Consider the following 12,777-nt stretch of genomic DNA (forward strand, 5'->3'; position numbering starts at 1 on the left):
CTCCAGAAAGCGCAGGTCAGACGGGGCGGGTCCGGCACAGTTCTTCGCCCACGAGCGTGATCATGGCTTGCTGGGTGTCCTGGCCGCCGTCACTGGTTACGTACACCACGGCGGTCCGGGACCCGTCTCGTGTGGCGCCGGCCCAGGTGACATAGCCGAGGAGCTCGCCCTGGTGGCCGAAGTAGCTGCCGCCACAGGGCAACGGGATCTCGGCAAGACCGAGCCCATACCTCACGCCCAGCTCGGGCATCGCGGGCATGGTGGTCGTCATCTCGTCGAGCTGCGCCGGAGCCAGCAGACGGCCGCCGAGCAGCGCGGCGTAGAACTGGTTCAGATCATGCGCGGTGCTGATGATCGAGCCTGAGCCGACGGCCATACTCGAATTGAGCTTCGTGACGTCGATGGCGGTGTCGGTGCCGAACGCGGCGTAGCTCTGGGCGTGCGGGCCCAGGATGGACGGGAAGACGCCGGGCGTACTGGTGTTGCTTAGGTCCAGGGGGCGGATGATCCGGTCCCTCACCTCCCGTGCCCAACTCCGGCCAGTGACCTTGTGGATGATCATCGCGGCGAGAACGTAGTTGGTGTTGGAGTACGACCAGCCGGCGCCCGGGGAGGACTTCTGCCGCATCGCCAGACCCACCAGCTCCCTGGGGGTGTACGTGCGGAACCGCTCGGCCCGATAGCCGTCCGCGCTGTTCAACGCGGGTATCTCCGGCTCGACATCAGGGATGCCGCTGGTGTGCTGCAGCAGCTGCCGCACGGTGATCCGGCTGCCGTCATGGCCGTTGCCCCGGACCACTCCCGGCAACCACTGCTCGACGGTGTCCTCCAGGGACATTCGCCCCTCGCCGACGAGTTGCAGCACGACCGTGGCGGTGAAGGTCTTGGTGGCACTGCCGATCCGGAACCTGCCGTCCCGCGGCATCGGCCTCCTCGTGTTCATCGCGGCCGTCCCGGCGTACGCGCTGTCGCGTGCGTCCGGTGACGTCACCTCGGCGTGCACACCGACGGCCCCGGTGTCGTGGACCGCGTCCACCTGCCGTTGGAGCGGATCGGCCGGCCGCGGCTTCGCCGCTGCCGTGGACGCGGTCGATGCGGCGATGACGGCTGTAGCCAGGCTGGTCAGGACGAGCAGATCTCGTCGACGCCTTCTTGACCCATGCATGACGACCCCTTCTCTGTTCAGGTTGCGCGCGCGTTCAGGGACCGCTCAGGCTGTGACCCCGCGACTGTGTCGCCTCCGGAGCCGGCGGTCGGCGACCATCCCACCAGCGGAGGAGGGCTCGCCCCATCCGGCCTTCCCCCGACGTACCGATGCGCTGTCCTCAGTGCGGTGCCGGGGGTTACCCCCCCCGGATGCTGAGACTCCCGGTCGCGAGGGCGACAACATGCACGGATACGTGGTCCGCTACTTCCGCCGATATGCCCCGGAAGGGGCGCAACGCCCGGTGTGCGATGAATGTCCAATCCGCATAGCGTGGCACGTATGGGTGCAGCCAAGGGCAAGAGCGCGGCCGTGGAGATCGACACGGGGGAGCGGACGGTGCGGCTGTCCAGCCCGGACCGGGTGGTGTTCCCCGAGCGGGGATTCACCAAGCTGGACGTCGCCCAGTACTTCGTGGCCGTCGGCCCGGGCATCCTCCGCGCGCTCCGGAACCGGCCCACGACCCTGCAGCGCTACCCGGACGGGGCGGCCGGCGAGTTCTTCTACCAGAAGCGCGTCCCGAAGAACCACCCCGACTGGATCCCCACCGCCACCATCGCCTTCCCCAGCGGCCGCACCGCCGACGAGATGTGCCCCACCGAAGTGGCCGCCGTCATCTGGGCCGCCCAGTACAACGCCCTCACCTTCCACCCCTGGCCGGTACGCGGAGACAACCTCGACCACCCCGACGAACTCCGCATCGACCTCGACCCGCAGCCCGGCACCGACTATGCGGACGCGGTACGCGCCGCCCATGAACTCCGCTCCGTGCTCGACGAGTTCGGCGGCCTGGTCGGCTGGCCCAAGACGTCGGGCGGGCGCGGGCTGCACGTCTTCGTGCCCATCGAGCCGCGCTGGACCTTCACCCAGGTCCGCAGGGCCGCGATCGCCTGCGGACGCGAACTGGAACGGCGGATGCCGGACGCGGTCACGACCGCCTGGTGGAAGGAGGAGCGTGGGCAGCGGATCTTCGTGGACTACAACCAGACCGCCCGGGACCGCACGATCGCCTCCGCCTACTCACTGCGCGCCCGCCCGCACGCCCCGGTCTCGGCGCCCCTGCGGTGGGACGAGGTCGAGGACGCCCGCCCCGAGGACTTCGACCTTGCCACCATGCCGGGCCGCTTCGCCGAGGTCGGCGACCTCCACGCGGGCATGGACGACCGCGCCCACTCCCTGGAGGCCCTCCTGGAACTGGCCACCAAGGACGAGCACGACCACGGTCTCGGCGACCTGCCGTACCCGCCGGAGTACCCGAAGATGCCCGGCGAGCCGAAACGCGTCCAGCCGAGCCGGGCGAAGCACGAGGAGGAGTAGCGAAGCCGCGGTGACCGGCCCGGCTCGTAGGCTGCCGGTGTGAGTGATGAGAGGATTCTGCCCGATCCGGCGGAGCTGAAGAGTCTGGCCGGTGCCCGGCCGGACCGCCTCCGGGCACTCGCCTCCGAGCTGGCAAGCGACCGGCGCCTCCCGCACCTCGAAACGCTCTTCACCGAGCCCCCTCGGAGCGCCACCGATTCAGAGGCCGAACTGCGGGCCTGCGTCCTCGGAGAACTGGCGCTCAGGGGCGTGCCGTGGCGGGAGCGGCCCGCCATCGAGGCGTACGCGGAGCGGCTCCGTGAGCTGGGGCATCCGCTGGCCCGGCTGCCGGAGACCCGGCTCGACCTGGAGCACCGCTTCGGGGCGCGGACGCGGGGCGTGGGGCCGGTGCGCTCGGCGGGACAGCTGCGGGCCCGCTTCCCGGAGGCGCCGGACACGGCGGGCGGCGTGGCGGCCGGGGCCACGGCGCGGGAGACGCCGGACGCGGCACGGTCGCGGGCGGCCGCCGGGGCGTTCACGGCCGGAGGCTGGGCGAAAGAGCCCGAGGCGCGGTTCTTCGCGTTGCCGCGGCCGCTGAGGGACGACGACTTCGGCATGGCGTTCCTACGGGGGCTTCCGCTCGACTGCCTGGCGGGGGAGCCGGGCCGGGGCGGGATGCTGAGCTGTCTGACGGCGGCCGACGACGCGGCCGCTCAGCTGTACGTGGCGGCGTGCGACGGCGGCGTCAACGGCCGCCCGCAGTACGGCGCCTACGCTCGCCTCCACGCCTGGGAAGGCCTGTACGCGCTGCTCGGCCTGCCGCCCGGCACACCCTTCCTGGACGCCGTGCGGTACGCGGCCGACAGCCGATGGCTGCGCTTCATGGCCTTCACGTCCTGGTTCCACCACGACACGGCCGACGTGGGCCTCGCCGTGCTCGACCCGTCGCGGACGCGGGTGGCGGTCCTGGCGGCCACGGACACCGACGAATCCGACGACATGTTGGGGTTGGCGCGGCGGCCTTGAGAAACGCCGCAGACCCTGGGAGCCGTCCAGGCGGAGGCGCACCAGGACGCGGAAGCGGAAAGGGCCGCACCCGCGACTCTGCCGGGGCCCGATGTCGACAGCATCTTGGCGCCGACCTCCAGGACGACACTCAACTCGGCAACGCTCGAAGCGTTCCAGTCATCCATTGAGGACTACTGGCGACGAGACGACCAGCACGGGGGCGAGGCGCTGCGGCCGGCCATCGTCGGGCAGCTGCGATACGTGGTCGGGCTCCCGCCGCCAGGACCAAGCCCGGTCGGCCATGGGGAGCACCCGCGTGTCCTGTCGCTGTTGTCCGGCGACAGTTCAACGTCTGCTTCACCGCCCAGATCCTCGGCGGCCAACTGGCGATCTCAGAGGTTCGGCGCTTTCTGGAGCAGCGCGGGTGGCCGTATCTGGGTTGACGGTGGCGGCAATGCTGACAGAGCACTGCCCAATTCCGCGTCCGACTCGCTCTTCTCGGTCGGTGGCCCCGCGTAGGTGCCGCCTTCGATGCGGCAGACGTGGCGCTGCGAGCCAGGCCGAAGCCTCCAAGTAATCGTCAAATATTGAGCAGTGTGAGGGAATTCCTATCGCTATACAGCAAATGCCTTCTGTAATTGATTCGAATCTCTGGGTAGGCTGCGAGGTGCCGGTTAAACCTTCCTCTGACTGCAGAGGTATTGCGGAATGAAAGGCGAACCGGAGCTTGCCAATCGGCCGACCCGTCTGACCTCTCCCTCACGCTTACAAGGGAAGTGTGCGTGAAGCAGAACCGCATCCGCATAGCCGCTGCGGCCGACCGCAGACGATGTCCGCGACCTCATCGCCCGGATGCGGGCAGACGGCGCGTACACGAATCAGATTCGCGAATTCGAGCAGTACGCGAAGCAGCTTGAAGACCCCGCTGCCCGCAAGGGCTCCGAGCGTATCTGGGGCACGGTAGCCTGCAAGCTGATCGTCGCCGGCATACGCCACGGCGGTACATGGCTCGGCAAGATTGTCGGCGTCAAGGCCGGTGTTCCGACTGACATCGCCAAGGATCTCGCACACGCAATCATGCTGTTCGTTGGCTGAGACTACTGATCTCGCGGGCGGCACACCGGCAGCGTCGGGTGCCGCTCGTTCCCTCTTCTCGTGCACAAAGGAGACGCACCGTGGAACCCGAGCGTTCCGGTGACGAACCCACATGGGCCTCTCTGTCGACACCTGAAAAGGTGTCAGCTGCCCTCGCGATGACTGCCCTCGGGCTCGGCGTTCTCGCTGCCTTGGGCGCGGTGACGCTGGCAGGCATCTTCGTTGTCGCCCTCCTCTCCAACAACTTGATCGAAGTCGACGACCCCAGCTCTCTCGTCTGGGCAGCCGCGCTGTGTCCTCCCTGTGGCCTGATTGCGGGCGTATTCGCCACCGCTGCACGTCTCGCACTGCGCCTGACAGCTATTTCCGACAGGACCAAGCGCGGCGCCGAAACGGCCATCTCCGGGGCAACGACGTTTCTGGGAGCTCTGCTCGTAGAATCCTTCACTCCCGGGCTCCGCGTCGAACACCCCTGGCTGCCGGCGCTGCTAGCGACACTTTTGGCTGCTCTTGCCAATCTGGTGATCAACCACATTGAGCGCCGTAAAGGCCGACGGGGCAGCGACGCAAGCTGATGCCGAGGCGGGCCTAGAGACACGCCTTCAGGCTCGTCGCTTATCGATAGGACTGCTTGCATTCCGTTCCGCGGCCATTCGTACGAGTATGGAATGCAGGTCTTGTTCTGCCGTGGACACCTGGGCATGGCGTCGGTGGATCACGACGCGGAGTTCAGGGGTGTCCTGCGCCAGAGGGCGGTGGACAATTGTGCCATTGCGTTCCAGGGGGTCTTCGAACACGCTGTAGTCGGGCAGTACGCTGGCTCCGAGCCCCTGGGCCACCATCAGCTTGCACATCTCAGCGCCGTCGGTCGAGTACGACGAGGCGGGGGTTCTGCCTTCGAGAAGGCGCTGGAGGTAGCGATGCATGGCGTAGCCGGATCGCATCACGATCAACGGATGGGCGAGCAGGTCGGTGACGGTCACTGCGTTGAGAGCCGCCAGCGGGCTGTCTGGGCGGACGCAGACGACCGGTCGTCCTCGGAGTAGCTCGGTGGTGTGAAGGCCGGCTGGAGGGTCGTCGTCCCCGAGGTAGCTGATCAGCCCGAGGTCCAAACTGCCCTCGGAGAGGTGCTGCTGGACACCGGCCTGCCGGTCCGCGACCACTTCTATCTGTGTCGAAGGATGTATAGCACGGAACGCACGGATGGCTGGCGCGAGGAGCGTGGCCGTGGCCGCGTTGACTGTGCCCAGTCGCAGCCTGCGGTTCGCATGGTGACGTTTGCCGGATGCCTGGAGCAGCCGATCGACCGCGTCCAGCACCTCGGCGATGTGCGGCAGCAGCTCGCGTCCTTCGGCACTGATCTTCGACCCGGAACGTCGGCGTTCCAGAAGCTCCACGCCCAGTTCGCGCTCCAACTTGCGGAGTGCCTCGCCCAGAGCTGGTTGAGAAAGGTGTAGTTCCTCAGAGGCGCGGCGCAGAGAGCCCAGCCGTGTGACCATCACCAGGTACTCCAACTGTTCCGTTCGCATAGCGAGCCACCTCCAAGATCATGATAAATGGGCAGCGCGCCGGACGAGTCGGGTGAGAGGGGAAACCGATCGCCCCGCTGGAAACTCCTTACAGGTCTGAGTAGAGGCCGCAATGTGGGATGCGTACGTGGGAAAGTGCTCTCTGCCGGGCCTGCCGTGGAGTGGCTAGATCACTGATCACGATCAGCGAGGCCAGCTATTCCCTTTACGGCGGAAGTGTTGAGCTCTATCGGGCTTTCGGCTCCCTGGCCATGTTCAATGCGGCCCTGGATCTGACCGGTAAGCAGCAGAACGTAGCGGTGTCGTGCATCAACCTTCGTAGTTCGGGCTCAACAGGCAAGCGCGACCTGCGCACGGTGGGAACCTCTGGTTGCACACCGTGATGAGTTAGCAGGCGCCAGGGGCACACAGGTGCGGGCATCACCGCGTGTCGCTTCTCGGAGGAGCCGCCTGGCGGAGCCTCAACAGGCGTCACCTCGGTGCAGGAGACCGGTGCGCCCGGGGAAGAGCCTCCTGGTCAGGCCAGTCGAACTGGCACTCCTGGCGAGCTGAACGGACCAGGCAAGCCGGGTGCCGGCAGCGGCGAAGCGGGAAGCCCGCCGGGCCGACAGGGGAGCAACCCCTCCGATGGCCATGGCCATGGCCAGGAAGACGACAGTGACAATACGTCTCCCGGGCCAACCGCCCCCCGACCCTTGCCGGCCGACGCCACCGCCCGGCGCCACCGCCCGGCGCCACCGCCCGGCGCCACCGCCCGGCGCCACGTGTTCGGCGCCGCCGGACAGTCAGCATCGCAACATCCCCGATAGCTAGCGGAGTGGCCGCTTCCCGTAACCGGCGACTCGGCGGCTCTCCCGCCTCGTCGCGTGAGCCGAACCGACTGCTGCGGCACCGCCGCACTGGCCGTTACGCGATGGCCGACGTTCGCGTCCGTTCTACCCGGGTCAGGGTCAGGGCTCCCTCAGAGCCCGCTTCAGCAGGAGAAAATGGACCCCACCTGGAACTCGTCAACTCTGCTGTCGGCACCGTGGCGTTCATCGGCGTGCTGATGTTGTACACGGGCTACATCTATACCAACGCATACTTCGGATACTTTCATCTGGACAACTTCGCCATGGGCTTCAGCCCCGACGAGCTGGTGATCCGCAGCCTCCGGCTCGCCACTATGCCTGTCGGGGCGGAGAGTAGCGAAAGCTCACTACGTATTCGTTGCCGCCGGAGCACTGTTGATGGTGCTGTGGTCCTGGATTCAGTCGTTCGCGTGGGTCGCGCCACTGCTCGTGGCAACCGGTGTGCTGCTGGGACGCGTTGACTCGGTGATTCCTCCGGGTCAATCGCGTGAACCGGTGTGGAGGTTCGCGGCGTCCCTCATGATCGCCGGCCTCTGCCTGATCTGGGTAGCGGCCCTGGTGGCTGGGGACCTGGGTCGCAAGGACGCTCACCGAGACACACAACAGTTGGTTCGCCGAGTCAGTGTGATTCTACTGAGCACTGAGCAGTTGAACTTCGCCCCGCCGAGACCTCGCGTCACAGACCTGGGGGAGGGCACACACTTCCGCTATCGGTACACCAATCTTCGACTGCTGATAGAGCGTGACCACAGGTACTACCTGCTGCCTGTCGGGTGGCGGCGCGAGAGACCCCGTGTGCACCACGGAGCTCGCGAAGACGACTGAAGGGCGCCCCCGCCCCGAGCGGGGCGAGGGCGCCGAAGCAGGCCGGGGGAAGCCGAGCCGGGCTACAGCTCCTTGATCCGGATGTCCCGGTACGACACCACGTCCGTCACGCCGTGGACCTGGAGCCCGACATAGCCGGACGCGTACCTGCGGCCGTCCGTGCCGGGATCGTTGGCGCGCGGCGGCGTGAACTCCTGGCCGCCCGTGTTGTCGAACTCGTTGATCAGGACGCCGTTGCGGTAGACCGAGTAGTGTTGGTCCACCACACGGATCTCGTAGTCGTTCCACGTGCCCTTCGGAGTGACCCCGGCACCGGCCAGACCCACCCGGTCGAAGCCGTAGATCGACCCCGTCTTGTACATGTCGCCGTCCGGCCGGTCGTGGACCTGCACCTCATGCCCGTACTTGATGGCGACCCACTCGGGGCGCGACTCCTCCGGGTGGTCGTGGACCTGCGGGAAGCGCACGAAGACACCGGAGTTGGTGTTGCCGTTGCCCGGCGCGTCGTCCCGCCACTGGAGCTTCAGCGAGAAGTCGCCGTACTTGCGCTCCGGGAACCAGAGCATGCCCATGCCCTGGACCGTGGTGGAGCTGGTGATGGTGCCGTCGGCGTTGAGACCGAACTTGCCGCCGCCCACCTGCTCCCACTTGCTCAGCGATTCCTTCGTGCCGTCGAAGAGCTTGCGGTAGCCGTCCGTCTGGCCGGGCTTACCGATGCCGGACTGCTTGGCGGCGCGGTTGATTTTGTTGTACTCGCGCCTGTCGATCTCGCCGGCCTTCAGGAGTTTGTCCGTCACGCTCTTGACGTGCTTCAGGAAGAGCGCGTGCGACGTCCACTCCTTCTCGTCCTCGATCAGCTCGCCCACACGGCAGCGGTTGTTCGTGACGCGGTTGGGGATGCCCGTGTCGACCGTGCCCACGAACACCGTCAACCGCTCTTCGTACTCAGGGCAGTTGGGGGCAGGGACGCCGCCGCCCTCGGACACCGTGAAGGAAGCCGTCTTCGCCTCCGACGCGTTGCCCGCCTTGTCGCTCGCCCGGTACGCCACCGTGTGGCGGCCCGCGCGGTCGACGACGACCGGCGCCTCGTACGCGAGGTAGGGGCCACCGTCCAGGGAGTACTCGACCTTGTCGACACCCGAACCGGCGTCCGTGGCGGTGACCGTCACCTTCGCCTTCCCGAGGTAGGCGCCGTCCGAGTCCTTGTCGCCCTCGACCTTCGCCGACGTCTCCGGAGGCGTCCTGTCCTCCACGGGCGGGGCGACCACGCTGAACTCCACGGCCTTCTCGGCGGCCTGGTTGCCCGCCTTGTCGGACGCGCGGTAGCGGACCTTGTGGGCGCCGGCCTCGTGCACCATGACCGGCGCGGTGTACGCGGTCCACGCGCCGTCACCGACCGCGTACTCGATCTTGTTGACGCCGGAACCGGTGTCGGACGCCGTCACCGTGACCGTCGCCATCCCGACGTACTGCCCCTGGCCGTTCTTCTCGCCGGTCACCGTGGCCGATGTCTCCGGAGGCGTCTTGTCGTCCGTCGGCGGCGCGACGACCTTGAAGTCGGCCGCCTTCTCCGCGGACGTGTTGCCCGCCTTGTCGGTGGCCCGGTAGCGGATCTTGTGGGTGCCGACCTGGTCGACGACGACCGGCGCGGTGTACGGCTGCCACGCGCCGTCCGCCCCGACCGCGTACTCGATCCTGTCGACGCCCGAACCCTCGTCCGCAGCGGTCACGGCCACGGAGGCCGAACCGACGTACGCGCCATCGGCGTCGGTCTGGCCCGTCACCTTCGCCGAGGCCTCCGGCGCCGTGGTGTCCTCGCCGCCGCCCTCGGTCACGACCAGGACGCCCTGCATGGAACCGTGGCCGGGGATGGTGCAGTGGTAGCGGTAGCGGCCGGGGGTGAGCGTGACCTCCGCGGTGTGCTTGCCGGCCTGGTCGTCGTTGGGGTTGGCCAGGATGTTCAGCGGGACGTCGTCGTTGTACTCCGGGTCGGAGACGTCGAACGTCAGCGTGTGCGGCATGCCCGTCGTGTTGCCGGTCGCCTCACTGTTCTCGAAGACGATCGTCGTCGGTCCCGCCACCGCCGTCGTGGGCGCCGACTTGTATTTGGCGATGTCGTTGTCGGCCGTCCAGGTCAGCGTCTGGGCTGCGGCGAGCCCGGGGTCGTCGGGCCGCGCCGTCGCCGCGGTCGACGTCAGCCCGAGCACCATGAGGAGCGCCGCGAGCAGAGCCGTCCACAGTCTCCGCTTCCGTATGGTCCGCTGCACCGGAATGGTCCGCTGTGTCGGAGAGCGCATCATCCCGCCCTCCTCGCCAGGTCGCCGGCGGCCGGGGTCGCCGCCCCGCCCTTGTACGTCACGCGCCACAGCGCCGACTTGGCGTCCGAGGTGAAGAAGCCGCGGCCGTAGTCGAGGACGTACAGCGAGCCGTCCGGCGCGAACTTCCAGTCCATGAGGTTCTTGATGCCGTCGTTGCCGATCGGAATGATCTTCTTGAGCGACTCGGCGTGCACCGGGAGGCCGCCGCTGCCGACCGTCTTCGGGTCGGTCACCAGCGCGTGCCGCGGCTGGTCGGCGTCGTAGAGGTCGCCGACGAACCACTTGCCGTCCCAGTACGCGGGCCACTTGTCGGCGCTCGCGCTCGCCGCGTCGTAGCGGTACACCGGGCCGTTGATGGCGGCCTGGCCGCCGCCCTTGAGCCACGGCAGGAGGATCTTCTGCTCCGCCGTCTTGTAGCTCGGCACGCCGTTCGCGTCGCGCGGGTAGTCGACGCCGCCGCCCTGCGGTGAGTACCAGATGTTGTTGGGCTCGGCCGGCGGGATGTTCACCAGGCCGTCGTTGTTGGGCGACTCGTTCTTCAGGTTCTTGCAGTCGTACCAGCCCAGCGGCTTCGTCGGGTCCGGCAGGTTGCGGTCGCGGTAGGGCTGGTTGTTGCCCATGCAGTACGGCCAGCCGCGGTTGGAGGCGTGCGTGATCGCGGCGAACGTGTCGTACTTCGCCGGGCCCCAGGTCGTCGACGGCGCGCCGGCGTCCGGGCCGACCCAGCCCGCGTACAGCGTGTCGGTCTTCTTGTCGATGGAGATGCGCGCCGGGTTCCTGACGCCCATCACATAGATCTCGCCGCGCGTCTTGCCGCCGCCCTCGGCCTGTTCCTTGCCGGTGAAGAGGTTGCCCTCGGGGAGCGTGTACGTCCCGTCGGGCTCCGGGTGGATGCGCAGGATCTTGCCGTTGAGGTTGTTGGTGTTGCCCGCGGTGCGGCGCGCGTCGGCGAAGGAGACGCCCTTGAAGTTGGGCTGCGGGTTGTTGCCCGAGTAACCGTCGCTGAACCGGGAGGAGTTGTTGTCACCGGTCGCGATGTACAGGTTGTCGTTGGAGTCCCAGGCCATCCCGCCGCCCGAGTGGCAGCAGCTGTGGATCTGGATCGGCCACTTCAGCAGCACCTTCTCGCTGCCCATGTCCAGCTTGCCGGTGGCCCGGTCGAGCGTGAAGCGGGAGACGTACCGCTCGGCCATGTGCGTCTCGCGGTTGATTTTCGAGTGGGGCGTGTAGTGCAGGTACACCCACCCGTTCCGCTCGAACTCCGGATCGAGCTCGATGCCGAGGAGCCCTTCCTCGACCTTGATCAGCTCATCGCCGCCGCCCTTGTTCCCGAAGACGGTCAGCGCGCCCGCGAGCGTCGACTTCTTCGTCTTCGGGTCGTAGACGTGGATCTCGCCCGTGCCCTTGCCGATGTCCGGGTTGTCCCAGTCGGTGATCACCGGCTGGGAGGAGTCGGCACCGCCGCGGCCGATGTAGAAGACCTTGCCGTCGGGCGCGGTGACGAGGCCGTGCGGCTCCCCGATCTGGTCGTTCTTGCCCGGCTGGTTGGGCTGGGTGAGGCGCTCCGCCTTGTAGTTGGCGTCGATCGTCCCCTTGCAGTCGGCGCGCGCGATGCGGGTCGTCCACAGCAGGGCGCCCCGCAGATGGCCGCGGAAGTCCGCTTCGTCGTACGACGCCGCCGTGCCGCCCATGCCGGTGTAGAAGGAGCGTCCGCCGTCGTAGTCACGGCACCAGGACACCGGGTGGTCCCAGCCGTTCGCCCCGGCGCCCGGCTTGTAGGTCGTCTCGCGTACCCGGGCGACGGTGTGCACTTCGCCGGAGGGGTTCTTCGCCCAGTTCAGCCAGCGGTCGGGGCGCTTCCACTGGAGGGGCAGGTCCTTGGTCGCCGGATGTTGGCGGTCGCCGACCTCGACGGTCGCGCGCTGGACGTCCGTCGGGCTCGCGTCGGCCGGCCGGGCGCCGATGAGGCCGGTGAACCAGTTCGAGTACGGCTCGGCACGGGCCGCGTCGTGGATGCCGAGGAAGCCGCCGCCGGCCTCCATGTAGGCCTCCAGGCCCGCCTCCTGCTCGGGGTCGAGGACGTCGCCGCCGCCGGTCAGGAAGGCCACGGCGTTGAATTTGCCGAGCTTCCGCTCGTTCGTGAAGACGGCCGGGTCGTCCGTCGCCTCGATCCTGAACCGCTGGGCGGCCGGGCCCGATCGGCCGATCTTCTCGATCGCCTCGATGCCGGCGTCGACGACGGGCGACTCGTCGCCACCCGCCGCCGAACCGTGGAAGACCAGCACCTTGACGTTGGCCCCGCCGGGCGGCGAGGGAAGGGACATCGTTGTCAACCCCGGCTCCGGGAGAGGCTTCGCGGCAGCGGCCTGCGCCGTGAGCGCCCCGGTGACCATGGCTCCGGACAGCAGCGCGGCCGCCCAGGCCCGGCGCGAGCGGTTCGGTCTGTGGCGTGCCTGTGCTCGCGGTTGCGCTTGTGCTCGCGGTTCTGCTTGTGCTTGTGCTCGTGCGTGGATCAACCCTCTTACGGTCAAGGGCTTTTGATGCGGTGTGCGCCGCATGAGTACACCCACCCCTCGTCGGTCACAGCAACAGCGCCGACGAAGCTAGACCTCTTTTCGCAACTCGCCAATAGGTATCACCGCGATAGCACG

Annotated in this window: 8 protein-coding genes; 4 read left to right on the top strand and 4 right to left on the bottom strand. The window is 68.0% G+C overall.

Going from position 1 to position 12,777, the window contains the following annotated elements; genetic code table 11:
* Positions 1 to 16: 16 nt before the first annotated feature.
* A complete protein-coding gene (locus ACI2L3_RS21435; protein ID WP_404753949.1) occupies positions 17 to 1,165 on the bottom strand; it encodes a serine hydrolase domain-containing protein in 1,149 nt (382 codons plus the stop codon).
* Positions 1,166 to 1,486: 321 nt separating this feature from the next.
* Between ACI2L3_RS21435 and ligD the strand changes: the two genes are divergently transcribed.
* From ligD to ACI2L3_RS21455, 4 genes are all read left to right on the top strand, one after another.
* The gene (ligD, locus tag ACI2L3_RS21440; protein ID WP_404753950.1) at positions 1,487 to 2,521 is read left to right on the top strand and encodes a non-homologous end-joining DNA ligase; all 1,035 of its coding nucleotides are present in this window, start codon (positions 1,487 to 1,489) and stop codon (positions 2,519 to 2,521) included.
* Between the two features lie 39 nt (positions 2,522 to 2,560).
* Entirely contained in the window at positions 2,561 to 3,526 is a 966-nt protein-coding gene (locus ACI2L3_RS21445; RefSeq protein WP_404753951.1) for a DUF6183 family protein, read from the top strand.
* Positions 3,527 to 4,360: 834 nt separating this feature from the next.
* Complete coding sequence (locus ACI2L3_RS21450) at positions 4,361 to 4,603, top strand: hypothetical protein (RefSeq protein WP_404753952.1); 243 nt, start codon at positions 4,361 to 4,363, stop codon at positions 4,601 to 4,603.
* A gap of 80 nt (positions 4,604 to 4,683) precedes the next feature.
* A complete protein-coding gene (locus tag ACI2L3_RS21455; RefSeq protein ID WP_404753953.1) occupies positions 4,684 to 5,178 on the top strand; it encodes a hypothetical protein in 495 nt (164 codons plus the stop codon).
* A 27-nt stretch (positions 5,179 to 5,205) separates the two neighbouring features.
* Here the strand turns inward: ACI2L3_RS21455 and ACI2L3_RS21460 are convergent, their stop codons facing one another.
* From ACI2L3_RS21460 to ACI2L3_RS21470, 3 genes are all read right to left on the bottom strand, one after another.
* On the bottom strand, positions 5,206 to 6,132 hold the full coding sequence (locus ACI2L3_RS21460; protein ID WP_404753954.1) for a LysR family transcriptional regulator: 927 nt from the start codon (positions 6,130 to 6,132) through the stop codon (positions 5,206 to 5,208).
* A 1,738-nt stretch (positions 6,133 to 7,870) separates the two neighbouring features.
* Positions 7,871 to 10,105, bottom strand: coding sequence for an OmpL47-type beta-barrel domain-containing protein (locus ACI2L3_RS21465; RefSeq protein ID WP_404754046.1), 2,235 nt, complete (start codon positions 10,103 to 10,105; stop codon positions 7,871 to 7,873).
* A complete protein-coding gene (locus tag ACI2L3_RS21470) occupies positions 10,105 to 12,519 on the bottom strand; it encodes a ThuA domain-containing protein (RefSeq protein ID WP_404753955.1) in 2,415 nt (804 codons plus the stop codon). Before ACI2L3_RS21470 ends, ACI2L3_RS21465 begins: the two co-directional genes overlap by 1 nt.
* Between the last annotated feature and the right edge of the window lie 258 nt (positions 12,520 to 12,777).

The sequence above is a fragment of the Streptomyces sp. NPDC029674 genome, assembly GCF_044903205.1.
GTDB lineage: Bacteria > Actinomycetota > Actinomycetes > Streptomycetales > Streptomycetaceae > Streptomyces.